The organism is Arenibacter certesii DSM 19833, from assembly GCF_000429545.1.
In the GTDB taxonomy this organism is placed as follows: domain Bacteria; phylum Bacteroidota; class Bacteroidia; order Flavobacteriales; family Flavobacteriaceae; genus Arenibacter; species Arenibacter certesii.
The window spans coordinates 64,274-91,233 of sequence record NZ_AUCB01000014.1 but is presented as its reverse complement, the minus strand read 5'-3'; the positions used below and the strand labels follow the sequence as shown (position 1 = coordinate 91,233).

At 37.4% G+C, this 26,960-nt stretch carries 19 protein-coding genes and 1 pseudogene; 11 read left to right on the top strand and 9 right to left on the bottom strand.

Annotated elements, in window-relative coordinates:
- Window positions 1-70: 70 nt before the first annotated feature.
- From G466_RS0109015 to G466_RS0109000, 4 genes are all read right to left on the bottom strand, one after another.
- Window positions 71-1,627 (bottom strand): sulfatase family protein, encoded by a 1,557-nt coding sequence (locus tag G466_RS0109015; protein ID WP_026813363.1) that lies wholly within the window; start codon window positions 1,625-1,627, stop codon window positions 71-73.
- Between the two features lie 10 nt (window positions 1,628-1,637).
- The gene (locus G466_RS0109010; protein WP_034235119.1) at window positions 1,638-3,038 is read right to left on the bottom strand and encodes a sulfatase-like hydrolase/transferase; all 1,401 of its coding nucleotides are present in this window, start codon (window positions 3,036-3,038) and stop codon (window positions 1,638-1,640) included.
- A 94-nt stretch (window positions 3,039-3,132) separates the two neighbouring features.
- Window positions 3,133-4,614, bottom strand: coding sequence for a RagB/SusD family nutrient uptake outer membrane protein (locus G466_RS0109005; RefSeq protein ID WP_084418790.1), 1,482 nt, complete (start codon window positions 4,612-4,614; stop codon window positions 3,133-3,135).
- A 32-nt stretch (window positions 4,615-4,646) separates the two neighbouring features.
- A complete protein-coding gene (locus G466_RS0109000) occupies window positions 4,647-7,850 on the bottom strand; it encodes a SusC/RagA family TonB-linked outer membrane protein (protein WP_026813360.1) in 3,204 nt (1,067 codons plus the stop codon).
- Window positions 7,851-8,390: 540 nt separating this feature from the next.
- On the opposite strand from G466_RS0109000, the gene G466_RS0108990 reads away from it, so the two are divergent.
- Genes G466_RS0108990 through G466_RS23840 form a run of 4 tightly spaced genes read left to right on the top strand, consistent with a single transcriptional unit; the run spans window position 8,391 to window position 11,482 of the window.
- Complete coding sequence (locus G466_RS0108990; protein ID WP_026813359.1) at window positions 8,391-8,729, top strand: CidA/LrgA family protein; 339 nt, start codon at window positions 8,391-8,393, stop codon at window positions 8,727-8,729.
- The gene (locus G466_RS0108985; protein WP_026813358.1) at window positions 8,722-9,414 is read left to right on the top strand and encodes an LrgB family protein; all 693 of its coding nucleotides are present in this window, start codon (window positions 8,722-8,724) and stop codon (window positions 9,412-9,414) included. The genes G466_RS0108990 and G466_RS0108985 overlap by 8 nt, the downstream gene beginning before the upstream one ends.
- Window positions 9,415-9,437: 23 nt before the next feature.
- Complete coding sequence (locus G466_RS0108980) at window positions 9,438-11,279, top strand: sialidase family protein (RefSeq protein WP_026813357.1); 1,842 nt, start codon at window positions 9,438-9,440, stop codon at window positions 11,277-11,279.
- Complete coding sequence (locus tag G466_RS23840) at window positions 11,273-11,482, top strand: hypothetical protein (RefSeq protein WP_157373845.1); 210 nt, start codon at window positions 11,273-11,275, stop codon at window positions 11,480-11,482. Before G466_RS0108980 ends, G466_RS23840 begins: the two co-directional genes overlap by 7 nt.
- Window positions 11,483-11,597: 115 nt before the next feature.
- On the opposite strand, the gene G466_RS23105 is transcribed toward G466_RS23840, so the two are convergent.
- Entirely contained in the window at window positions 11,598-11,888 is a 291-nt protein-coding gene (locus G466_RS23105) for a hypothetical protein (protein ID WP_051315583.1), read from the bottom strand.
- A gap of 454 nt (window positions 11,889-12,342) precedes the next feature.
- A complete protein-coding gene (locus tag G466_RS0108965; protein WP_034235116.1) occupies window positions 12,343-12,651 on the bottom strand; it encodes a transposase in 309 nt (102 codons plus the stop codon).
- A 565-nt stretch (window positions 12,652-13,216) separates the two neighbouring features.
- On the opposite strand from G466_RS0108965, the gene G466_RS0108960 reads away from it, so the two are divergent.
- The 4 genes from G466_RS0108960 (at window position 13,217) to G466_RS0108945 (ending at window position 21,531) form a co-directional block, all read left to right on the top strand.
- Window positions 13,217-16,513, top strand: a complete 3,297-nt coding sequence (locus G466_RS0108960) for a SusC/RagA family TonB-linked outer membrane protein (protein WP_034235113.1) — start codon at window positions 13,217-13,219, stop codon at window positions 16,511-16,513.
- A gap of 24 nt (window positions 16,514-16,537) precedes the next feature.
- On the top strand, window positions 16,538-18,109 hold the full coding sequence (locus G466_RS0108955; protein ID WP_034235111.1) for a RagB/SusD family nutrient uptake outer membrane protein: 1,572 nt from the start codon (window positions 16,538-16,540) through the stop codon (window positions 18,107-18,109).
- A 321-nt stretch (window positions 18,110-18,430) separates the two neighbouring features.
- Window positions 18,431-18,721 carry an LrgB family protein gene (locus G466_RS23100; RefSeq protein WP_051315582.1) on the top strand — a complete coding sequence of 97 codons (291 nt, stop codon included), beginning with the start codon at window positions 18,431-18,433 and terminating at the stop codon, window positions 18,719-18,721.
- An 11-nt stretch (window positions 18,722-18,732) separates the two neighbouring features.
- Window positions 18,733-21,531, top strand: a complete 2,799-nt coding sequence (locus G466_RS0108945) for a sialidase family protein (RefSeq protein ID WP_026813353.1) — start codon at window positions 18,733-18,735, stop codon at window positions 21,529-21,531.
- An 827-nt stretch (window positions 21,532-22,358) separates the two neighbouring features.
- Here G466_RS0108945 and G466_RS23095 read toward each other — a convergent pair.
- The 3 genes from G466_RS23095 to G466_RS23085 all read right to left on the bottom strand — a co-directional run bounded on the left by G466_RS23095 (window position 22,359) and on the right by G466_RS23085 (window position 24,034).
- A complete protein-coding gene (locus tag G466_RS23095; protein WP_240488301.1) occupies window positions 22,359-23,366 on the bottom strand; it encodes a sulfatase-like hydrolase/transferase in 1,008 nt (335 codons plus the stop codon).
- 10 nt (window positions 23,367-23,376) lie between these two features.
- Complete coding sequence (locus G466_RS23090; RefSeq protein ID WP_051315580.1) at window positions 23,377-23,628, bottom strand: hypothetical protein; 252 nt, start codon at window positions 23,626-23,628, stop codon at window positions 23,377-23,379.
- A gap of 109 nt (window positions 23,629-23,737) precedes the next feature.
- The gene (locus G466_RS23085) at window positions 23,738-24,034 is read right to left on the bottom strand and encodes a sulfatase-like hydrolase/transferase (protein ID WP_051315579.1); all 297 of its coding nucleotides are present in this window, start codon (window positions 24,032-24,034) and stop codon (window positions 23,738-23,740) included.
- A 1,235-nt stretch (window positions 24,035-25,269) separates the two neighbouring features.
- On the opposite strand from G466_RS23085, the pseudogene G466_RS21680 reads away from it, so the two are divergent.
- From G466_RS21680 to G466_RS0108920, 3 genes and pseudogenes are all read left to right on the top strand, one after another.
- Window positions 25,270-25,622 (top strand): annotated as a pseudogene (locus tag G466_RS21680) (single-stranded DNA-binding protein).
- A gap of 74 nt (window positions 25,623-25,696) precedes the next feature.
- Entirely contained in the window at window positions 25,697-26,077 is a 381-nt protein-coding gene (locus G466_RS0108925) for a DUF6876 family protein (protein WP_026813352.1), read from the top strand.
- Window positions 26,078-26,581: 504 nt separating this feature from the next.
- A complete protein-coding gene (locus G466_RS0108920; RefSeq protein WP_026813351.1) occupies window positions 26,582-26,953 on the top strand; it encodes a BfmA/BtgA family mobilization protein in 372 nt (123 codons plus the stop codon).
- Window positions 26,954-26,960: the final 7 nt, after the last annotated feature.

Sequence of the window (26,960 nt, the reverse complement as noted above, 5' to 3'; positions counted from 1 at the left end):
AAAATGCTAAAGAAGGTGTGATAAGCTTAAAAGGTCTAGCAACACTGTTAAAGGAGCAGGTACTTTAATCTCAATTTGGAATGAAATATTCTGGATAACCCCATTTAAAATCCTTATTCTTGGAATAAGAATGGTTTGGAAAATGTTTATTTATGGAATCAATTTCCTTATTAAATCTTGCGAATTTTATGGGATCGGCCAAGGGATCATTAGTTTCGGCCTGCCAAGTTTCCAAGGCAGCAATCATTCGGCCCAAAATACCTTGATACTCCATATCTTCTGAAAGGTTATTGAATTCGTAGGGGTCGTTTTGCAAATCGTACAACTCATATTTTGGTGGATTTTTCCATATTTTATAGGCATTAATTATCTCTGTTGATGCATTATTAATTTCCGCCTCTTCTGTCCCAGCATCAAAATGACCATTTACATGTGTTTCATAAAAGGCATAATGTGGATTTTCCTTTCCATGCAGCATGTTTAATATTAGTTTATATCTATCACCCCTAACGCTTCTTCGCGGATAATACAATAGACTTGTGGAGCCGTTACCCCCAGCGAAAACATATTCCCTATAGTTTTTCATATGAGCTCCTTCCAATAAAGGCAATAATGACTTTCCTGGAAGAGTTTTTGGGGAATGGACTTTGGCTATATCCAAGAAGGTAGGAAGCAGATCGATCGAATTTACCAATTCGTTTTGTCGAACACCCTTTCCCTTTACGGTAGGATCTTTAATGATCAGGGGTATACGTAACCCCGCCTCATAGTTACTACATTTCCCTCGTGAGAATTGAGCTCCATGATCACCCAAATAGATGATTATGGTGTTATCTGCTTTCCCTGAATCCTGAAGCTCTTTCAGCAGCATCCCTACAGATTCATCCAGTCTGTTCATACTGTTATAATAATTAGCAGTATACTCCCTTAAGCGTTCACTATCAGCCCCTACAAATGGCAATGAACCCTCTAAATCGGCACCATCCATAGGATTTTTGGGCATCCCTTCAACTTGTTTTTGCAAAGGGAAATGGGCATCGGGATAATTCACCATTAGAAAGAAGGGCTTATCCGAACCTTTAATGAAATTAGATGCTTCCTCTGCATATTTCTTAAGATCCTTCTTCCCGAAATTACTCCCTGGAATTGCGTTAAAATCAAAAGGAAATTCCTTTTCGGGGTTTACATGAAGCTTACCGATGATACCCGTGGAATACCCCGCCTCATTCAAATATTTCGGTATGGTTTTAATGTTATTGTACATTGTGAACTTGTGTGTCGCCAAGCCTATCTGTCCGTTTTGATGCGGATATAATCCAGTAAAAATGACCGCTCTGGAAGGACTACATACACTATAAGGAACAAAAGCTCGCTCGAATAACACCCCTTCCCGCGCCAAATTATCCAGGTTTGGCGTGCTTACCTCTTTAACACCGTAGCAACCGAGGTCTGGACCATTATCCTCTGACACGATCAACAAAATATTCGGTCTGTTTATTTCTAATTTCTTTGATGAATTACACCCTAACAAAAACAAAGAAAATACAGAAAAGGTTATTAATTTAATTACTGAGATTTTCATAGACTTATCACTATTGGTTATTAATTTAATTACTGAGATTTTCATAGACTTATCACTATTGGTTATGAATATAAGGAGCTTCAAGCATCACATCCTTGTGCGAAGCAATCAACGCTTTTTTTAATTTTTTAAAAACTCTAGGTTCCATTTCTGAAATATCTTTTTCCTGATGAAGGTCATTTTTAATATTATATAATTTAAAATCTGTGAGTTTTGCACTTTTTATGATCGCTACCTCCTTTGGCTGGAACCTTCCATTTTTATGAAAATCCCCTACATTCCACTGGGCGCCTAAAATAAAATCGCCTTCTCTTAGTAAAGATTGCGGCCCTCCCCAGGGGTCATAAAAGTGCCAATGCAAAGCTTTCTTTCTATTAATCTTTTCATTATAAAAAATCGGACCTATGTCCGTTCCATCAAGTACTAAACTCTTAGGTAATTTAATTTCTGCTAACTTGGAGAGTGTAGGCAAAAGATCGGTGTTTGAAATAGGCGTTTCATTGATTTGTCTAGGAGCAATGGTTCCCTTCCACCTAAATATACCTGGGACTCTTAGGCCACCTTCAAACATATGGCGTTTGTAACCTTTATATGGACCCGCAGAACCATGGGATTTATTAAAATAACCGTTTGGAGTGTATTGGGCCGGGCCATGGTCTGACGTAAAAAATACCAATGTATTTTCTGATAAGTTTAATTCATCCAGTTTTTTAATTATTCGTCCAACGGCCTGATCTAAGTTGGCAACATTTGCATAATATTCAGCCTTCTTCCCGTGCTCCTTATATTCTTCTGTTAAACTGAGTGGAGAAAATATAGGTTCATGAGGCTCTAGAAATCCAATATACTGAAAAAATGGTAAGCCTGGATCCCTATGTTGTTCCAACCAATCTATTGCTTCATCTGCAACAATATCAGCTGCATAGCCGTTTGTTGTTACAGCTTCTCCATTTCTAAAGAATCCTTCAGGATCAAGATGTTTTAGGCTATATTGACAACCAAACCAATAATCAAATCCATGATCGTCTGGTTGTGGTTGATCTGGAACATTAAATTTTCCATTCAAATGCCACTTACCAATACTTGCTGTTTGATATCCTTTTGTTTTCAAAAGGGATGCTATGGTAACTTCTTCTTTTGGGAGATACATTGTTGAATCAGGAGCAATCCAATCATAAACACCTGTTCTGTAAGGTGCTCTTCCTGTTAACAACCCCGCTCTAGATGGGGAACACATCGGGGATGAGGCATAACAGTCAGTCATTTTTATGCCCTCTTCGGCCAACTTGTCGATATTAGGTGTTTTTATGAACTTGTGGCCATAACTTCCCACATCTCCATACCCTAAATCATCAGCAACAATAATTACAATGTTTGGTGGATTTATCGATTGTGCACCGAGCATTGGTGCTAACAAATAACTAATAATACACAATATTTTTAAATGGAATTGCATTAAGTGCTTTTTAAGGATTATTAAACTAAAAAAAAGGGAAGGCAACTACACCTTCCCTTTCAAACTAACTAACACAACTATTCAAACAGACCTCTTAATAGCCTGGATTTTGTTCGATCAACCCATTTAAACTTATAGTTTCTTGCGATATTGGGAATAGCTTTTTATGTTCCGGCTCTCCTACCAAAGTTGGCACCAATTCAAAGGCCTTACCAAATCTTAATAAATCATACCATCTTTTACCCTCGAAAGACAATTCGAACAAACGCTCTTGCAAAATCGCTGCATCATTGGCTTCTGGTGTTCCACTGACAAATTCATGACCCGGATAGTTTGCTCCATAAGCCCTTTGTCTTATAAGGGTCATTTCTGCTGTTGGATCTTGGCTCAAGGCGTTTTTGGCTTCAGCAATCATTAAAAGTACATCTGCATATCGGTATAGGACAATATCATCCATATATTTCCTGGTCCCTGCATCCACAAATCCTCTATACTTTATCACTGCAGAGGCATAAAACTGATCATAAACACCTGGGCTATTAGGATTTTCTGTGTTCATTAAAACATAAGTTGCATTTTTACGGGTATCATCATCGGTCCATTGATTCCTGAACACTTCTGACGGCGCCCACCTATTCAATCCACCACCTTCTCCCAATAAAGCTTTAGCAGCAGGGTCGCCATTGGATGGAATTTGGTCTCCACGGATATAAATGCCATCATTAAAATTATTACCAGATTCTAAATCCTCATAATGGATAGCCATAATAATTTCTTTGTTCTCTTTATTGTTATATCTAAAAATATCATCGTAATTAGCAAGTAAATCCACATCAGCAGTTCGAACACTTTCTAATGACGTCAAGGCCGTTGTGATATCAGAAGTACCACCTCCCATTAGCTTTCCAGTCCATAAATAGACATCTCCCTTAAGTGCATTTACTGCAGGTTTAGACCACTGAGATCTTCCGTTAGAAAATGTGTTGTTTGAAAACAACCCTAGCGCTGCTTCTATATCAGATTTAACTAAGCTTATTACCTCAGTAACATTATTACGTGCCTTAAAACTGTTCACTGGATCAAAACCCTCGGTAGGTTCTGTATTCACTGGAGCATCTCCCCATACCTTAGCAATAATAAAATAACAATACGCTCTCATGGCATGTGCTTGAGCTAAGGCAATATTTTTCTTGGTTTCAGAATCAAAATCAATAGCTGGCGCATATTTCAATATTAAATTTGCATCGTGAATTACTGTATACAGATTCTTCCAATCCGGTCCGGCAGCATCTTGATCTAAAGTATTCTCAAAATATCTTTCCCTGCCCTCAGATGCTTGTAAGCCGTAGCTCAAAACTTCTGATCGAGCTTCTCCCCATGAAAATAAATTATCATTGGCATCTGATCGGAACCTTACATACATCCCGTTCACATAAGACTCCACATCTCCTTGATTTTTCCAATAAGAATTGGCACCTATAACACTTTCAGGAGTCAGGTTCAGGTCTTTTTCGCATGATGTAGCCACCAAAATAAATGGGAGTACCAACATTGCTATTATTCTATATGTTTTCATAATATTTATGTTTTTGTTTTTGCTGTTCTCCATTATAATGATACATTTAATCCTAATAAAAAGGTTTGTGGATTTGGATATCTACCATTATCAATTCCACCGTCTTCAGGCAATAATCCCCTATAATTGGTGATATAACCCAAATTACTTCCCGTAGCATATAATCTAAGATTAGATATACCCAGTTTTGCAATTCCTGGCGTGATTGGCAAAGTATAACTCAATGTAATCTCCCTTAAGGCCAAATAGTCCCCTTTTTCATAGAAATCTGAGTTCATTGCCTGACTTTGACCTCCTCCAGTCCTAAAGTTATTATTTTGTGCCAATTGATCCGCCCAGTAGTATCGGGGAATGTCCGTAACGTCTCCTTCATTTTCCCATGACCTCAATACTTCTTTCGTTATGCCTATATCGCCTTGCCATTGTCCTAAATACACACCGTGCATTTGATTCACAATAGTATGACCAATAGAGAAATCGGTACGTACTGTAAGACTAAGGTTTTTATAATTGAACGTATTGGCAAACCCACCGGTCCAATCCGGAAATTCATTACCAACATACACCCTATCCAAGGTATTGATAATACCATCGTTATTTACATCCTTAAAAATGATGTCACCACCTTGCTTACGTTTGTCAGATCCAGCAACCAATTCATCAATGGGTCCTGCCTCAGCTTCCGCAGTGGTTGCATAAACGCCCATAACTTCATAAGTATAAAGTTGCCCCATTGTCTGACCCTCTTGTAATCCAGCAACCCATCTTGTCCCCCCATTTACTGGGTCAGCCACCTCATAACCACCAATCCTATTATTGTCATTGCTGTTTTCAGGTAATTTGGATATAGTATTTTTATTATGTGATAGATTAAGCGCGGAGACCCACCCAAAATTATCGTTTTCAATAATACGGGCATTTAGCTCCAATTCCACTCCTTCATTGTTTAAATCGCCCAAATTGGTCAGGATACTTGAAAATCCCGTCACTTTTGGCAAAGTAAAACTGGTTATCAAATTATGAGTGTCCCGATTGTAATAATCGAACAATAAAGTTACCCTATTGTTAAAAAGACCTAAGTCGAAACCTGCACCAATAGCTTCAGTTTGCTCCCACTGAAGTGCATCATTAGAAAGAGAGCTATTAAGTACCGCTGCTTTTCCATTATACTTGCTTCCAACCCCATAAACTCCTTGGTACTTATAATCTTCAAGTTCCCCTATATTACCTGTGATCCCGTAACTAGCCCTAAATTTCAAAGAACTAAAAGCATTGGCATTATCTCCCCAAAAATCCTCCCTGTGCACGTTCCATCCAGCAGAAATACCTGGAAAAGTTCCCCATTTGAAATCGGCTCCTAGATTAGATGCCCCATCATGTCTGATACTGGCCGTTAAGAGGTATTTTCTCTTATAGTCATAATTAACCCGCCCGAAAAATCCAATGATATTCCTAGAAGAAAAGGAACTAGTAACGTTTGTAGGTTCTGCAGAAGCGTTCAAAGTTGGTATCAGATCAGAAGACGCACCCCTGCCATCGGCTCCTAAAATATAAGCCTCTCTACTCACCCTAGAAAAACCGCCCTTCACATTTAAAGAATGGTCGTTCTTTATAATTTTGGCATATGTAAAAACACCTTCCAACTGTGTAGTTATATCCTGCTCAAAATCAGCACTTGCATTTCTAGAGTCATTAAATGACGTTGCCGAATTAAAATATGATTTCTGGAATGCATTATCCAAATCCTGCTCTTGAGAATAGGAAAAGAACGGGGAGAATGTTAAATCCGAAAAAATTTGATAATCCACACCGATAGAAAGTGACAATCTATAGTCTCGGCGCTCCTTATCAAATCTACCTAAGTGATATACAGGATTACCTATACCCCTATTTTGACCTGGAGCTAACGTACCATCCTCAAAAGCAAACTTAGCCGTTGGAGGCAAGCCTAACGAGCGTTGAAAAATCTGATTGGAACTAAAAACTTGATTATTATTTGCGGTACTGTAGTTAACACGACCCCATACCTTAAAGTTATCCCTTATATTGAAACCTCCATACATTTTTGCAGTATATCGCTCATAATCAGTCCTGAGCGCCACTCCTTCACTTTTAAGATACCCTACACTTACATCATATTCCGCATCTTCTGTGCTTCCTGAAAAGGAAAGATGATGATTGGAGGTTAAACCAGTTTTAAATAATTTTTCCTGCCAATCAGTACCTTGAAAAATAATTGTTTTGCTAGGGTTTAATGGATCTGGCATACTCTCCCAACCTTCATTCAATTTATGATCATTAACCCCAGGCTGTAAGTATTGTGTTGTAAAACTAGTATTGTTCGTCAAATCGTTTCCTATTCCTGCACCTACTGGCAAGTCTAACCTAGAAAGACGTTCGGGATGTTTCTCTCCCGTGGCTGCAAGGCCCAATCTCCCATAATAAATATAGTCTCTTGCAGAAACCAAATCATAGGTCTTCCCGATCTGCGATATACCCGTGGTCATATTGTAGCTGATTTTAGGCTCCCCCTTACCAGTCTTGGTAGTAACAATAATTACCCCATTAGAAGCTCGAGATCCATAAATAGATGCTGCAGCAGCATCTTTTAGGACCTGCACCGAAGCTATGTCAGCCGAGTTAAGGTCGTCCATATTACTCCTTATTACACCATCAATAATATATAATGGTCCTGCACCATCAGGGTTATTGATAGAGGTACCACCACGAATAATAATTCGCGTTCCTGCACCTGGTTGCCCAGACGTTTGTTGGGCCCTAATTCCCGCAATGGACCCTTGCAAAGCTTGTGTTGCATTAGCAAACGGTACGTTCTCCAAGACTTTCGTGTCTAATTTCGATATAGACGAAGTTAGTGTTTCCCTAGATTGAGACCCATACCCCACTACCACAACCTCATCCAATTGGGACGCATCTTCCTTAAGGGTAATGTTGATAACGGATTGGCTCCCTACCGTAATTTCTTTTTTGGAAAAACCGATATAACTGAAGACCAAAACATCTGCCGATGTTGCACTGATGGAAAAATTACCATCAAAATCACTTTGCACACCATTGGTAGTATTCTTCACCAAAACGTTGGCTCCTGGAAGAGGTTGATCAGAATCATCCGTGATAGTCCCCGTAATTGTTTTCTCTTGCCCATGAACCCCTGAGAACAGCAAAATAGCCGCTAAAGTGAGCACCCCATTTAAAAATTTGATTTTTCGTTTCATTTTAGCTAGTTGTTATGTATTACATAAGCCAATATTAAACATAAAATATTTTTTAACCAAATTTTAAGAACTTTTTTACTGTTAAATCTTTTACAGTAAATTCTACTGGAGCATCAAAACTTAAATAAAACAGCAACATAAATGGGGTGTTTAAATTATTAATATGCTAAACCGTATCCATGCTCATAAAAAGACCTGTTAAGTATATGATTTTAATAGATCTACAAAAAAGATTCTGGAGGGTGCTTTTATATTTAAGCTATTATAGGCCAAAAATGAAACTCATTAATAACATGACCTTGCTAATTACATCTATCTTAAATTTTTAGGAAAATTCAAATACTTTACGTAAGATTGCATTATGTATGACATTAAGATGGGTTATAGCTTGAGATCAACCTACTATGTTAAAAATGGAAACTAGGATCGGCAATGTTCGAAATTTAACATAATCATGAAAATCAACCTCTAGCGTATGATACAATTCTATATTATTCCTATATGGCAGATATTCATCTAAAATGATTCGGAAAAATAAAAATGCTTAAGGGAGTTTTATATATATTCTTATTCCTAGTTCTCGGGGAAGTATTAGTGTTCCTATGTAATGTTCCTTTTGCAGGAAACATTGTGGGAATGGTAGTAATATTCATAGCGCTAAAATTAAAATTGATAAAATTGAATGATGTAAAACCCGCTTCTGATCAGTTTATAAAGTATATGGTACTATTTTTCGTGCCTTATGGGGTAGGCCTTATGACCTTTTATGACATTCTAAAGATTCATTGGCTAGCAATTGTTGTCAGCACAGTTGTAAGCACTATACTGACACTATACATAACTGGTATCATATTACAAAAATTTGGGAAGGATGAATGAGATCTACCTACAACCACTTTTTGGAATTTTCATTACCCTAGCGGCATTTCAATTGTCACAGATAATCGGCGGTAAATGGAAGTTTGTTCTCTTTAATCCGGTCTTGCTTTCTGTAGTATTCATAATGTGCTTTTTGGTCCTTTTTAAAATTGATTTTGAGGCGTATAATGTTGGCGGGCAATATCTTGGATTTCTATTAGGGCCTACGGTCGTAGCCCTAGGAGTTCTATTTTATGAGAAATACGATAAAATAAGAGAAAATATAATACCATTTGTATCTGCCGTTGTTATTGGAGGGATAATGAGTGTTATTTCGGTTTGTACCATAGCTATTACATTAGGTGCTTCCGAACCAATTATAAGGTCAATTGCCCCTAAATCCGTCACCACCCCAATAGCTTTGGAAATCACTAAAATAATTGGCGGTGTACCCTACATATCCGCCGGTATAGTAATAGCAGTAGGAATCTTTGGAAATGCATTCGGCCCTGTAATTTTACGCGCTTTAGGAATTAAGAACAAAAATGCGATAGGAGCTGCTTTAGGAACCGCTGCCCATGGTATCGGCACCGCAAGAGCATTGGAAGAAGGAAAACTACCGGGGGCCTATGCCGGGTTGGCCATGTGTATAAACGGGCTATTGACTGCAATCATTACGCCACACATCGTAAACCTAGTCATATGACTATGTAACTAAAACAATTGATAATGAAAAAAACTATTTTATGGGGACTAATTCTCCTACTCTATTTAGGCCACGGCTCACTTTGGGGACAACAAAGCTCAGCATCAAAACAATCCCTACTTTTCAAAGTCAGCACTGTGTTTGATCCACAGACTGATAATATGGGATATCACAATTATAGAATCCCGTCTCTCCTAGTTACCAAAAAGGGGACTACTCTTGCAATTATGGAAGGTCGTGAAGACTTGAACCACGATCATGCAAAAAACGACATTGTTCTCAAACGAAGTACGGATAGTGGAAATTCATGGTCTTCACCCAAAGTTATCGTTTCGGAAGGTGACAATGTGGTGATGAATCCTGTGCTGGTACAAGCAGCAAACGGCACCATTATTTTAACTTATATATATTTTCCTGAGAAAAGACATAGCAGCAACCGATCGCATGGGGTAAAACAAGTGGAACCAGGATTGGAAGGTGATGCCATAGAAAAAGTATTTATGGTTAAAAGTAAGGATGAAGGGCTAAGCTGGTCCACCCCTGAAGAAATTACCCATATTGCAAAATCCAACAAGCATAGCCTACACGCTATAAGTGGCCCTGGAGTAGGTATTAGACTAGAGCATGGGAAGTTCAAAGACCGAATTATCATCCCGATGTCCGAAACATGTTTACGAAATGGAAAGAAAACTTCCAACAACTACGCGCTGTACTCCGATGATCATGGAAATAGCTGGAAACACGGGAAATCCATGCCAGCCTCCGTTCATGGAAAATCTGGGGGCAATGAAATTCAAATGGTAGAACTGGAAGAAGGAGTGGTCATGGCTTCCATTAGAGATAAAGGTCATCGACTGATATCCAAGAGTTATAATGAAGGAAAAACATGGAGTAGATTATCAGCACATCCAGAATTAATCGATACTGGCAGTATGTCACCCTTATTGCGATATCGATTTAAAAATAGCAACATTCCCGGAGTATTGATCCATGTTGGCGTTACAGGCAGGTTGGATGGCAATAAAAGAGGGAAAGCTGTAATTGCCTTGAGTTATGATGACGGAGAGACTTGGCCTGTTCAAAAGGCATTGTACAAAGGGAAATTTGACTATTCTTCCTTAGCCATTTTACCTGACGGAACAATTGGTATGTTGGCTGAATACGATTTTAACGGGGATCGGGCAAAAATTCAATTGGTAAAATTCAATTTAGAATGGATCGAAGATCCAAATGCTACCACATTATCATTGGATAAAAAAGTAATAAAACCACGTAACTTTTTTAAAACGCACCCAGATCATAAACTTCCTGATAATATGGTAATACAGAAATTCCAAGTACAAATGGAAGCTAAAGCCCATGGTTCACCTGACAACTTAACCTATCAATACGAATTGATAGAGGGTCAAGGAGAAGCTCGACTGTTAAACCAAAGCAACCTAGGTAAATTCTCCTCCTCCAACGAAAATGTTTTTCTAGCCGATTGGTATGGCCCAAATCTGATTAAAGTGACTGCGAAAAACAACAAAGGTGAGTTTGTTGCCTCACTTTTGGATACCGTTTTTGTACATTTTTCCCATACCCAAATGGCCGGTGGAGATATTAAAAACTTAGATAGGAAGTACAGCGGGAAAGAATATATAACTGGAAAAATTATAAATGACACTTTAGCCTATAAAGGAATGCGTTTTTCACCTTCCGATATCTCTAAAGGAGATTCCCGTTATGAAGGCACTAGGTATGGAGCCTACCAAACTAAGGAACCACGTGTACTTGCGCTAAAAAACGGTGTTTTGGTCGCCTCATATCATTATCAAGTTAAAGGCGCCAATGATGCCCCCCCCCTGGACTTACATTGGTGCTGACAAGAAGTTTAGACGGTGGAAAAACATGGATAGACGATCAGATCCTGATGCAGGATATAAAAGGGGTAGTTGCCTATACCTCCATGGTTCAATGGGGCGATGAGATTCATTGCCACCTTGCAGCTGGCCATAGAGCACATCCACACGCTAATAAGCACAAAGGTGTTAAAATTAGCATTCGCAAGGATCATGGTAGCCCTTAGCCCCAAAATTACCCCCTCCATAAGACAAGGTAAATTTATACCTTAGTTATTTATGTTACTATTTTTTTATAGCTATATCTTTGATATAGCAGCACTTTTCATATTTCCGTATGTCTTATTTGGCATTGTAGAGCTTGATACACCCCCTTACCGTTAGATGCAGGTCCAATCCCCCGTTGGGAGGGTCAAGGTAAATCTTTTCAAATTTGAGGGACTTCCAGAAACGTTCGATGTAAATGTTGTCCATAGCCCTTCCCTTTCCATCCTTTGATATCTGGGTGTTATGTTCTTTGAGCACGTCGATGTATTGATATTGGTATATTGCTACCCCTTGATCGGAATTATATATCTCCTGTGCCCCGTATCTGGCAATATTATCTTCTAGTAGTACTATACACCATTCCATGTCAATTGAATTTGAGATACTCCATAAGTATCTTTCTACTGTACATATTGATTATCGCATTTATGAACATAAAGCCTCTCGCCATAAGTACATAGGTGATATCGGTCTGCCAGACCTGGTTGGGGCGCATTATTTATAGATCCTTTAGCAGATAAGAATATTTATAGCTTAAGGCCCCTGACCGTAGTCCTGGGCTATTTAAAAATGGTTTGAAGTTCCATAGGACTTTACAGCCGTCTAGTCCTTTTTACAATTACGCAATACCCAAGGTCAAGGTTTAGATAATCGGTCATAGCTTCCACTCCTTAATAGGGATACTCCATAAAATACTCATCTATTATCGTCATAAGCGTAAGGTTCAAAGGACTCTCGTTCTTGGCTTCTAGTATAGCCACGAAAGATGGATGTTCAGGAGACTGCATTGCTCTACGAAAACTTAGCCTTGATTGAGACTTCAATACCACTTGCCTTCTCTCGGTAGTGCGCATTTGCCCAAGGATTTCATTAAAAAATCATTCTCCACCTGCAACTGGCCAATCTTGCTGTAGAGAGGGCCGGTCTCGGGTTCTAGATTTTCTTTTTCTGCTTTTGGGCCACAGACCAGATCTGCATTTTCCAATAGCTCGCGTTTCCAGTTTGAAATCTGGTTGGGATGCAGTACGAATTTTGCCGCAACCTCTTGCAGGCTACTTTGTTCGTTTATCGCCTCAATGGCCACTTTAGCGTTGAATGAAGAACTGAATTTTCCTCTAGGTCTCTTCATATTTGACAAGTTTAAATTACAACTTAATTTTCTGTCCAAAAAACGAAGAGGATTATACCCAATCAGAATCAATGAATGAAATGTCCACATTACTAACCTCCAAAATACACACTACAGCCCCGAACCTATCTCATTCTACTAATACGCTATTCAGTCCTATATATCATCTAGCAACTAATGATACAATTTCCCTGAAAACACACCAAACGATATCGAAGATAGAAAGCCGATTAATGACAATTTAAAATCAAGTATGCCATCTTCAGGATTACTTGTATAAATATTTTAACCAGCCGAATACTAACCCTATGAAAAATGATTTTCACAACAGAATGATAGCGATTATTAACACAACACTATGAAAATGAAAACTCTAAGGAGATAAATACTTTAAAATAATAAATTTTCAAGTATTTCATTTGCAATATTAAAAAATAATACTATGTTTGGATTATGTTAAACATAATACATTTATATGAAATCTGATCTATAGTTCGTAAACTACGCACACCTATTAAATAACCAAATTTTAATTTAATGATTAACTTTTTAAATACTTTTTTCTATGATTAAAGAATTAGTAATGTATGCTCTAATCTTTTTTTCCTGTTTGAGTTTATCAGCTCAACAAAAAAAAGTCAGTGGATTTGTATACGATTCACAAGGGCAGGAAATGGTTGGCGCCTCAGTAATAGAGACTGGAACAATCAATGGTGTAATGACTGATTTTGACGGGAAGTTTACCATAACGGTAAATTCAAAAGCCACATTAGAAATCACTTATGTTGGCTACGAAAAACAATCCATTTCCGTTGCTAATAAATCTTACTTTGAAATCACCTTACAAGAGAATCTTGAATTATTAGATGAAGTTGTGGTAACTGCTTATGGTGGAACACAATTACGTTCAAAATTAACTAGCTCTATCTCTAAAGTAGATGACAAAGTTTACTTGTATGGCGCTTATTCTAATCCCGCAAAAGCCCTAGCAGGAACAGTGTCTGGCCTAGAAGTGGTGACCGCTTCAGGGTCTCCAACGAGTAGCCCGCAAATTATTCTTCGTGGGGGCACCAACTTTAATGGAACAGGATCACCTCTTTACATTGTAGATGGCACACTACGTGAAAACATGCATGGCATCAATCCAGAAGACATTGAGTCCATCGAAGTAATGAAAGATGCTGGATCTACGGCTATTTATGGTGCACGTGCCAATAATGGAGTGGTTCTTATTACCACAAAAACGGGAGCGAAAGGAAAAGCAACGATTAATGTAAAGTCTAAATTATCAATAAATACGCATAATAACCCTTACAATTTTATGAATGCGCGTGATTACTTGCATTATTTCCGCAAAGCAGTCCATAACGCAGGTAATAGCTATCTAGATCCTAATGGAAATCCTCGAGGATGGCTTAATGATAAAGATTTAGCAGGTGCTACTCCTTTCGGTACAGGTAATGCTTATTTTGATGCTAATGGTAATCCTTTGAATGGAAATGAGCACACTACAGCAGTTTGGAGTACTATGAAGTACACACCAGAATTAGCCTTTTTATTAGATCAAGGCTGGCAAACCATGACTGATCCTATTTACGGAGATAAATTAATATTTTATGATTTTGACATGAAAAGTGTCAATATCAAATCTCCTTCTTATACTCAAGATTATGCCCTTAATATCTCTGGCGGTAATGATAAGGGAAGTTACTATTCTAGCTTAGGTTTCAATAATGACGATGGTCAGGCACCTGGAAATTATTATAAACGTTTAAATTTCACGTTTAACGGAGATTATAAAATCAAAGAATGGTTGAAGTCGATTTCGAGTTTTAAATTCGCAGATGAAAGTTGGAATGGACTTCCTGCTACACAAACCAACGAATCAAATTACTTTGGCCGGGTGCTTGGCGCACCTCCCACCATGCGTGGATATAATGATGCCGGAGACCCCATTTTAGGAATGAATTCTGGTGATGGAAATCAAAAATTTCAAATTGAAAAATTTCATCGTGATAATAAACGTAATCAATTTGACATCAATCAAACTTTGGAATTTGATATTATTGACGGCTTGAAAGCTAAAGCTTCTGCTAACCTGTACTTCTTCGATACATTTGCAGAAAGTTTTAATAAGGATTTTTTAACTAGACCAGGTAATATTAATTCAGCACGTAATACAAGTAATAGTTACGGTCGAAGATTATCTAAAACGTACACAGGTTTAATTACATATAAAAGGCAAATTAAAGATCACTTTATAAATGCCATGGCGGGCACAGAATATTTCTCAAAGCGTCAGTATGGATTCAGCGCTTCAGGTAGTGGTGCTCCAACAGATGATTTTCAAGATTTAGGATATACGTCATCAGAAGAAGGAAAACGCTCTATTGATTCATACCATAATGAAGAACGCATTTTATCTTTTTTTGGTCGTGCAAATTATGATTATCAATCTAAATATTTATTATCTACTGTATTACGAAAAGATGGTTATTCCAAATTGATTGGGTCCAACCGTTGGGGTGTTTTCCCGGGAGTGTCTGCAGGCTGGGTGTTTAGCAAAGAAGATTTCATGGAGTCTGTTAACGATATTATTTCATTTGCGAAAGTTCGTACCAGCTATGGTGTGAATGGAAACGTTTCTGATATTGGCCTTTATGAACTACAAGGTAGCTATGGTACAAATAAATATGATGGAAACATTGGTTATAGTTTGGGTGCTTTACCAAATCCTTATTTAGTTTGGGAAAAATCACATACGTTTGAAGTAGGTTTAGATTTGAGTTTTTTATCTAATCGTATTAATTCTAATTTTTCATATTATAATCGTCGTACTCAAGATAAATTCACCAATATCAGTTTGCCTGCATCCTCAGGCATGAACTCACTCCGTACTAACAATGGAGAAATCCAGAACTTAGGCTTAGAATTTGATTTAGGCTTTAAGGTGATTCAAAATGCTGACATTAGTTGGAATATCAATATAAATGGTGCATTTGCACAAAATAAAGTGACTAAACTTCCTGATAATGAAAACCAAAACAACCGTCAAGGTGGACAGCAAATTTGGGATCCTGAAAACACAACAGAATTGTTATGGGTAGGGGGCTATCAAGAAGGTCAACGTCCAGGTGATATGTATGCATTCAACTTCCAAGGCGTCTATCAAAATTATGATGAAATCCCTGGTGATTTAATAGATGAAATTGGTGGAAAGAAACTATATGGACCTGATGCGTGGGAAGCATTATCTGACATAGAGAAGAGGAACGGTTGGCCTATTCAGCCAGGTGATGCTATATGGCAAGATGTAAATGGTGATGGTATAATAGATAGATATGATTTAGTGTATCAGGGCAACAGAAATCCAGATTTATCTGGTGGTATCAGCTCGGCTTTATCATGGAAGGGTCTAACTTTTACAGCACGTATGAATTATGCTATTGGTCATACACTGTTTAATGAACGCGAAAAATGGATTATAGCTGGTGGCCAAGGCACATTTAACACTTTAAATAAGATGAAAGATGCTTGGACATCAGAAAATCAAAGTAATACATTGCCAGTTATGACACGCGCTGACAATTTAGGTAAGAATAATTATTTTCGTAATTCTTCAATGTTTTATAAAAATGGAACTTATTTAGGATTTAAAGAATTAGCTCTATCATATCAACTACCAGAAGTTATTCTATCTAAAATAAATGTCCAAGATATCACTTTGTCTGTAAGCGGTCAGAACTTAGGTTACTTGACTTCTGCAAAAGGTATTCATACGCCTGAAATGTATAAAAGCAATTCAAATGGTGGATATCCATTACCAATTAGTGTGATTTTTGGCGCAAGTATTACATTCTAATTCATCTAAAAAATCTCTTAAACAATGAAAACAATAAAAAAATATCTATATCAAAGCCTTGCAATAGTCATGCTGTGCGCTATTTTCTCTTGTGAATCTACTTTAGACTTAGCACCAGAAGATAGCTATGGTAGCGGTAATTTTTGGCAAAATGAAGCTCAAGTTAGGGGTTATGTAATAGGAATGCATGCCAGTTTACGGGGCGCCTATCAATTTGCCTTTAAATTAGGTGAAGCTCGTGGAGGCACACTTATTCCCTCATCAGGAAATTTCGGAACTTCCTTAAATTGGCCATCACCAATAAAGGATAATGATTTTACCAAAGATAAAACAGGAATTAGTTCGTGGGACGGTTCATATCCTCGAATTTTAGATATCAACTTGTTTATTCAAAAAGTGACAGAGGAATGTGATTTTCTTTCTGATGCGGATAGGAAATACTATTTAGCTCAAGCTCACGGCTTGCGTGCATTACAATACTTCTGGCTGTATAAAACATATGGTGGGGTACCATTAATCTCTACACCTACCCTATTAGAGGGAACAATAGATCCCGTAAATTTATATACACCGCGCTCTACCCCTGCACAGACTTTGAAGTTTATTAAAGAGGATGTAAATAAATCAGAAGAATTGTTTGAAGGCAGATACTTGAAAGGAGATCATAGCATGTGGTCTTTAGCTGCAACCCAAATGCTCAAAACTGACATATATATGTGGTCTGCAAAAGTAACTACAGGAGACCATCCTGCTAATAAAGATGACTTAAAAATTGCAAAATCAACTTTAGAAAATATAGTTGGTAATTTCTCTTTAATGGATGACTTCTCGAAAGTATTCACAGAAAAGAATAACAAAGAAGTAATCTTCTCTTTACGTTTTAAGGAAGGTGAATCTACTAACTTTATGAGCGAGTTTATAATGGCGGATAACCAAATATATGGTCTTATTCGCGATAGAAATGGTGAACTGGTGACTGAAGATATTTTAGACAAAAGAGGTACAGGTCTTTTACGCCATGAGTATAAATGGGAAATTTGGGATGTATTTGATAAAGAAGATACTCGTCGGGATGCTACCTTTGTTGATTTCTATGCAAAGGCTGACTCAGTATTTCAGGGTATTGTAACCATTAAAAACTTTGGCATCCTTAATTCTACAAATCAACGTATTTATGAAGGCGATATACATTTGTACCGTTACGCTGAAGCCTTATTAATGATGGCTGAAATTGAGAATACTTTAGGAAATGCTGTAGCACCATGGATTAATCAAGTGCGCGAACGTGCTTACAAAGATAATTATTCAGATTTTAAATACACAGATAGTACATTTGAAGATAATGAAAAAGCAATTCTTCGTGAACGTGATAAAGAATTTATAACTGAAGGTAAACGTTGGCATGACCTAGTACGTATGCAGGATGCTAATGGTCAACCCTTAGCTTTCTCGGCAGATTGTAATTATCGAGAGTTAGGAGAGCCTGAAAGGTATCCAGTATTAAATGCTGACGAGAGACATAAATTACTATGGCCCATTGACTTAACCACTATGATTAATGATCCTAAAGTAGAGCAAACTCCTGGATATGAATAAAAGATATAATCATAATTTATGGCTCTAATTTAGGAAGAATTTCTTACTGGTCATTTTTGAAATCATTTTTGATGTCTATAATGTTGGTGGGTAATACCTAGGATTTCTATTAGGCCCTACAGCGATAGCCCTAGGTGTTCTCTTTTATGAGAAATATAAGCAGATAAAATGAAATATAATGCCTTTTGTATCTACCGTTCGTATCGGGGGAATCATAAGTAGCATTTCTGTCTGTGCAATAGCTACCGCTTTAGGTGCTTTTTAACCAATTATAAGGTCTATAGCCCCAAAATCTATCACCATCCCCTAATAGCTTTGGAAATGGCCAAAAAAATTGTTGGAGTTCCATATATATCTGCTAGTATAGCAATAGCATCAGGCATCTTTGGAAATGCACTTGATCCTGCTATTTTACGTGCTTCGGGAATTAGGAACAAAAACGCCATAGTGGGGGCCCTAGGAACCGTCGCCCATAGTATTGGCACCGCCAGATCGCTGGATAAAGGAAAACAACCTATAGCTTATGGTGGACTGGCCATGTGTATTAATGGGCTAATGACTGCCGTCATTGCACCATACATTGTGAATTTAGTTTTATCACTATCTTATTAATTTATACAAACATGAAAGATTACATTTTAAATGGATTGATTTTCATTTTTTATTTTAGCTATACATCTATATGGAGTCAGCACAGTACATCATCAATAGAACTCCCCATTTTTGAAATCAGCACGGTATTTGATTCGCAGAACGACAATATGGGATATCACAATTATCGTATTCCTTCTATCTTGGTAACAAAAAAGGGGACCACACTAGCTCTTATGGAAGGCCGTAAAGACATGAATCACGATCATGCCAAAAATGACCTCGTCTTAAAGCTAAGTACAGATAGTGGAGTTACGTGGTCTTCTCCCAGGGTGATTGTTGAGGCTGGTGATAATGTGGTGATGAACCCTGTACTGGTACAAGCAGCAAACGGTACAATTATTTTAACCTATATTTATTTTCCCGAGAAAAGACATAGTAGCAACCGATCGCATGGGGTAAAACAAGTGGAGCCGGGATTGGAAGGTAATGCCATAGAAAAAGTATTTATGGTGAAAAGTAAGGATGAAGGGTTAAGCTGGTCTACTCCTGAAGAAATTACCCATATTGCTAAATCAAACAAACACAGTTTACACGCTATAAGTGGACCGGGAGTGGGCATCACCCTTAAAAATGGAAAATTTAAAGACCGAATTATTATCCCGATGTCTGAAACCATTTTAAAGAATGGCAAAAAAACTTCTGGAAACTACGCCCTGTACTCCGATGACCATGGTAATAGTTGGAAACATGGGAAGACCATGCCAGCATCAACCGACGGGAATTCTGGAGGTAATGAAATTCAGATGGTAGAGCTGGAAGATGGAGCGATAATGGCTTCCATTAGAGATAAAGGTCATCGACTGATATCCAAGAGTTATAATGGAGGAAAAACATGGAGTAGATTATCAGCACATCCAGAATTAATCGATACTGGCAGTATGTCACCCTTATTGCGATATCGATTTAAAAATGGCAACAATCCCGGAGTATTGATCCATGTAGGGGTTACAGGCAGGTTGGATGGTAATAAAAGAGGAAAAGCTATAATTGCTTTAAGTTATGATGATGGAGAGACTTGGCCAGTTCAAAAACCATTGTACAACGGGAAGTTTGACTATTCTTCCTTGGCCATTTTACCTGAGGGAAAAATAGGTATGTTAGCAGAATACGATTTTAACGGGGATCGGGCAAAAATTCAATTAGCAAAATTCAATTTAGAATGGATTGAAGATCCAAATACAGCCACCTTGTCATTGGATAAAACAATTATAAAACCTGATAACTATTTCAAAACCCATCCCGATCATATGCTTCCCAATGATATGGTAATTCAAAAGTTCCAAGTTCAAATGGAAGCTAAGGTCCATGGTTCGAAAGACAACCTAACCTACCAATACGAAATCATAGAAGCCCAAGGCGATGCAAAATTATTAAACCAAAAAAATTTAAATAGATTCTTTTCTTCCAATAAAAATATTTTTTTAGCGGATTGGTATGGTCCAAATATTATAAAAGTAACTGCAAAAAATAATACAGGTGATTTTATCACCTCAACTTTGGATACAATTTTCGTACATTTTTCACATACCCAAATGGCAGGAGGGGATATTAAAAACTTGGACAAAAAGTACACTGGCCATGAATATATTACCGGTAAAATTATTAACGACTCCTTAGTTTATAAAGGAATGCGTTTTTTGCCTTCTGATATTTCTAAAGGAGACCCCCGATATGAAGGAACTAAATTTGGTGCCTACCAAACCAAAGAACCACGTGTAATTGCACTAGATAATGGAGTATTGGTAGCTTCCTATCATTTTCAAATTAAAGGCGCCAATGATGCCCCTCCTGGTCTTACATTGGTAATGACAAGAAGCTTAGACGGTGGCAAAACCTGGATAGACGACCAGATCTTGATGCAGGATATTAATGGGGTAGTTGCCTATACATCCATGGTACAATGGGGCGATGAGATCCATTGCTATTTTTCAGGCGGTCATAGTTCGCATCCCCATGCAAATAAATACAAGGGTGTTTACAGAACCATTAGCACGGATCTGGGCAAAACGTGGTCCCAACCAGAATCAATGAATGAGATGACCAAACTTCTTACTTCAAAGATAGATACTATTGCCCCCAACCAATCCCCATCTACCAATGCGCTATTTATTCCAGATATGGAATGGAAAGGTAAAAAAGAAGATGCCTACATTGTACCTTTTTATGTTGATCCCGTAAAATTTCTAATTACTATGGATGGAGGCAAATCTTGGGATATATTCTATGATTCCCTAGAATATCCAGAGTATATGGGAGAGCTCAACGAAATTTCTTGGGCACTATTGGAAGATAGGACTATATATGTAGTCTCAAGGAGACAAAGTAAAACTGGTTATAAGAACGAAATGTTATTTGACCTCAAGGGAAATCCAACTTTTATTGGCCAAACCCGAAAAAATCATAAGGCCAGAAGATGTCACCAAGGGGCCGTTGCAGTGCCAGAAGGGCCTTTTAAGGGAAGGATTGCCGTAGCCAGTAATTTTAGTGGTGATCGGGAAGAAGCTACTATAGCTATTTCAAACACTTCTAATGCGGAAAAATTCACCACCAAATTTCTAACCACTAACGCCGGTTGGGGATACTGCCATATTGATTGGAATCCAAAACTTAAAGGTTTTGTCCTAGTAGGGGAATCAGAGCCCTTCGATGAAAATGAACAGGTGATTCATATGAATAACGGTCCAGACAGAAATGAAAGATTCTCACTTAAGTTTTTTGCATTTAGTCCAGAGTATTACGACACATTAATTGAAGCAGATATTCATTAGGGCGTTGTAATTCATATTAGTTCATTTTGCAAAATATATAAATATCACTAAAAAATCTTCATGGTTCCATTACTCTTAGATCATAGTAGATACTTGATTGGTCTCTAATAAAAGATAACATACAATTTTAAGTAAAAATGTTTATGGTTTTTACAAGAAATTAGTCTATATGAATTTTTCACCTGATGCTGAGTTAAATTGAGAATTTCCGAGTTTACTAAATTAAAAAAAAAAATATATGTGACGATGCGAGTAAATTGACACTAGATCATTGCATTGAAAAAATAGGGCTAAATTTGTAATACTCCTAAGGCTAGCACCTGTATGACATACTTTTCAATGAAAACCAGTGATTTACATAAGGAAATAAACTTCTTTGCTTAAGAGCACACGGTATTTTTTGTCCAACTACTCAATTGTTATCTAAGGGAACAAGGCCATTCCTATAACCTAAATTCTGAATTGGAGAAAATTCATTCGATGGGTATTTCTAGAGCAAAGTTGATTAATAATCTATTGCACAATACTGATATCACCACGAAAAGTAATAAACCTTTATCAAACTTCCAAGCAAACCTTGGAGGTATTGAAAAAGTAGATGTACATGCATAGTAAACTAATGAAACAATATATAGGACCATAAAAGCCCACTAACTAAACTAATTTAGCATAAGCACTTTAATTGACTATACTTAAAATTTTCAAGTTATAAGTGTAAATGATCGACTCGATTTTAATTTTTTATTATATTAATGTAGCCAAACTTTCCTGCTTTACAATTATTTATTAGCGTTTCTATTTCTTTGATACGATAATGGTTTATCAATTTATTCCAATCCTTTTAGGAAAAAACCTCCTGACAAGGGGTCAATCTTATTCTCATCGTTTTTTTGCCCTGGGAGATGTATAGTCTTGAAAAGATAAGTCATTTGAATATTCTTTTCTACCCTTTCTTGATGCAGTTCGGGCATTGACGACGCTAAGTTTACACGCTCTCTTTCGTCCGTAACTACATTGTATATTTCATATGGTGTACTATTATGACTTTCAATATTATAACGAACCCCCTTATAATCTCCGATACGAATAAATTGCATTTGCCCTCTTTTCCGTCCTCTTTTTGAAATTTCAAAATCAGCGTAGGAAGGTGTTTCAGAGTTGTTAAAATATTCCCCGTAAAGATATCGCTTGTCGTTTATTTTATTATCGCTTTGTTGTGTTAGGAATGGCATTAAGGAAACACCATCTGTATACACAGGAATTGCAGCTTTAGCTACATCGGCAAAGGTAGCTAGCCAATCCCATTGTCCTGAAGGATATGTAACAATAGAGCTTTCAGGAATTATCACACGGTACCTACATATGGTTGGTATTCTGATTCCACCTTCCCATATGTCCCGTTTAATTCCGTTTAAATTTGCGTAAGACTGGAATAATTCAGGATTTTGCGCAAATTGGCCTCCACTACCAACTTTATGATGAGGGCCATTGTCAGATGTAAAAATAATTAATGTTTCCTCATCTATATCTAAATATTTTAAAAGCTGTATAATATCTCCAGCAGCATTATATAATCTTCGTATCATACTAGCGTGCCTCTTATCTCCTTCACTCCAGTCTTTGTTAACATAACCTGGATGAATATAAGAATCTCTTGTGCCAGAAGCCGTATTTATCGAAGGGGTGGTGGACGATTGACCTGTCCATTGTAAACCACCGTTAATACCTCCTCCTTTTGGATATTCTTGTGTAGGTATTTGTAAAGCTGCATGGGGAGCATCATATGCTAAGTACAAAATAAATGGCTGATCCGGTCGAGTAGATACATGTTCAATGATCCATTTCTTAGATTTTGCGGTAAAAACGTCTGTAGAATAAGATTAATTCTGTATTCTCTAAGATATTGTCATAACCATTAGTAAAATAGGCCCTTTGTGGAGTAGTTCCATTTTGAGGATAATGCTGATGCCCTTGAATATGATATAAATAACCATAAAATTGATGAAACACTCTTTTTAAAGAATGAGCCTCCAAAGATTTAGGATCAGGTTCAGTAGATCCGCGCCTCCCAGCAAGTCCTGCTTTACCAACGTGCATAGTCCTATTCCCGACTTCCGAAGCATTGCAGGCATAGTCAATCCTTCTTTAATAGGTGCATCAAACTGATTGTCCCTAACACTAAAATGACCTTGGTGTGGTCCCTCAATCAAGGAAGCTCTAGCAGGAGCACAGACAGGGCCGCCGTATAATGGTGGGTCATCATAGCTCCTTCATTTGCCATTGCATCCAAATAAGGGGTAACCATTTTTCTATCTCCAGAAATTTGATTTTGCCAAAAGCTGCCTAAATCGCCATATCCTAAATCATCTACATAGATAAAGATAATGTTAGGCCCTCTATTGTTGCCTGGATTGTCTGTGTAATCTTTATTTCCATTTTGAGCACTTAAAAATAAGCTTGTTATATACAATAGTATAAAAGACTTTACTCTCTGATATCTCATATTTTTTTTAATTAGTTGGTTGTGCAAAAAAGTATCTGATTTAAATAAATTATATGATTATCCAAATGGTGTTTTAAATTATAAAATACGGTTCTGTAATTATTTAGTTTAATCAACTTATCCTCTCTAATATGAATCCAATCAATTTACATTTAAGGAAACATTTTATTTCACTACTTCAAACTTGAAATTCATTGTTTTACATTAATATCCATCCTAATAATATTAAAATGACTTAATAAAATTTCACTCCCGCTAATAAGTCGTCTAGACTAAACAGCTTAGGCTTATAGATTATGAATTTTATAATTATTCCACATTAAGATATATTGAATCTAATACGAGTGAATTTATTACAACCCTAATTTAATCGATGTCATCTTTCTGTATTTTCTAAAAATAACTACAAAATATAGGCTATATGTCCTACGATTGCAACTTACTCGAATGATTTAGCGTTCTTTATGAGTGAATATCAAAAAAAAGTATTGATAGCTTTAATATGGTGAAAGCAACAGGCAAGTATTCAAACTCTATCTTTACATTTAAGTCCGCTTATAATCCTCCTCAGAATAACAATCCGCTTCCACATCCCGTTCAGCACATTGCCACTTCATTGCGTTGCACTCCATTACGGGCAAAGAGCTTCTCTACGAAAGTCTTGGACACCGTCCCCATTTTCCTCTTTCCGTTCCGTTAGCCCTTCCCGCTCTGCCGGGAAGCACACTTCACTCCAAGTCGAAACCAGAAACGGAGTCCGCCTGATCGGAAATGCATTTTTGCAATTGGTCCCGGTTCCAAAATTTTCCTAGTTCACAAGAGCTTTAACACACACTTCCCGAACCGCCACTGACCCTACCTTTTTTTGACAGCAAAACAACAACATTCATTCTAGGACGGCGGCATAAACCGTTTCCCTCCGTTCCACTTCTTATACGCCTTACATAGCCTGAATATTGAACCTCCGAAAGCAACAAAAAAAGGTAACAGCAACGGCTCTATGGGAAGTAGATCTAAAACGAATCTTATGAAATCTTACGAAATCATCAACAAACTCGCAGAACCAAAGTTAAAAAGACAAAAAAAGGAAAACGCTCTGGATATAATAAGTAAATCAATTAAAAAAATATAAACGCAAACTATCCGAAGACCAGCCCAACAATATGTTCAGGCCGGTTTCAAGTAAATAGTTATTAATCCTGTCTGCCGACAAGGCAGACTTTAAATCTTGTATTATGAGTACTATCAGAAATCATGTTCAGTTAATCGGGAACCTTGGGGAAGACCCAAAAGTAACCATTTTGGAAAACGGGAGAAAAATAGCCCGTTTTTCGCTCGCCACCAATGAATTTTTCAAAAATGAAAAAGGTGAAAAAACCCAGAATACAGAATGGCATTCCATCGTGGCCTGGGGAAAGACCGCCGAGATCATTGAGAAGTATGCCGGTAAAGGGCAGGAATTGGTGTGGTAGGGAAATTAAAGACCCGTACATACACAACGGACGACGGAATCCAACGGTACATCACCGAAGTAGAAGCAAGGGAAATCCTGTTGTTGGGAACCAAGAACGGCAATGATGCCGGTTAGAATGTATTAAAGAGGGCGTATGTGCAGAAAGTTGCGTCCTTTTCTTCATTATCAACCTCTAAAACAAAATCACAATGAGAGCGCAAATCAATGAAATTTTAAGGGGATTGCAACATTTTCACGGTTCGGAAATGCTATACCATATCCCATTGACAGATACCAGATATACCGAAGGAATAAAATATCTTGCCAATGTTGCAGAATGCTATTGGCTGATCACCGATGCTTCGATTATGGCCAAAAGCTTAATGAAACAAAGCAGGTTTATTACCATAGACTTTAAAAGGCTATCCCAAGAAAAACAAGATTATACTGGCTATGAAGCAGAAGTTATCTATGGGGATGGCAATGACAATATCCTTCAATCCCATAGCTACCGAGTGACAGATTTTCCATTAAACGAACTTCGCTTGTTTTATGTAAACAATACGTTGATGCTACCGAGTGAATATTAGAGTTCGAGATTAATATCCGTACGCCAATCATACAGATTAGATTGGAAGATAAAATACACTTTTCTGCCAATTGTAATTAATCCATAAAGTGTATTATTGAAAAGGAAATTTACGACCGATTCAACTGATAATGTCCTTGACCTCTCAAGGGCATTTTTCACTAACGTATTGAAGTATTCGCAAAGATTTTATCATTTTAATACTGATTCAAGAGAGTTTTACTTTTTTAAATCTTAAATAATCCATTCTGCTTTCCGTATTCGAAAGGAGCCATTAAATTACTATTGAATGGTTCGAAAGTTTGTCCGCGTGGCGGACAAAAAGGAGAAGCAAGAGGGTAACGGGCAAAGCCACGTTACATATTTACAATCACTGCTAAACATCTAATAACTAGATACTTAAAAATGGTTGAGGAATTTGAGATTTTGCGATTTGCGTCAAATGCCCTCAAACAGCCCATAAACAGGGATGAATTTGCGTCAAATGTTCTTAAAATCTAAAAAAATGGACTCCTTTATAACAATCAGAATTAAGCGTAAAACCGCAAAGCGCTTCCAGTCGTTTTCGCGCACTCATTTCAAGTCCCATACAGAAGCCATGGCGACCATTCTAGATTTTTTCTTATATAATGAAATCTCCCCAAAACAAATTCTTGGACCTACCGGTAGAACCCTTGAACAGGTTTTTAAAAAACGTATAAGTGCAATCATTGCCATTTTACGTGATATGGAAAAGAACCAGACCAAACCCACACTGGCCATGATACATTCGTTATTTGAAATGGAGGAGCCAACAAAAAGGCCTTTAATTTTAGAAAAAAAAGAGATTGAGGAGGTTCAACCAAAGTTTCACGAACGTAAAAATCCAAATCAATAAAATGAAT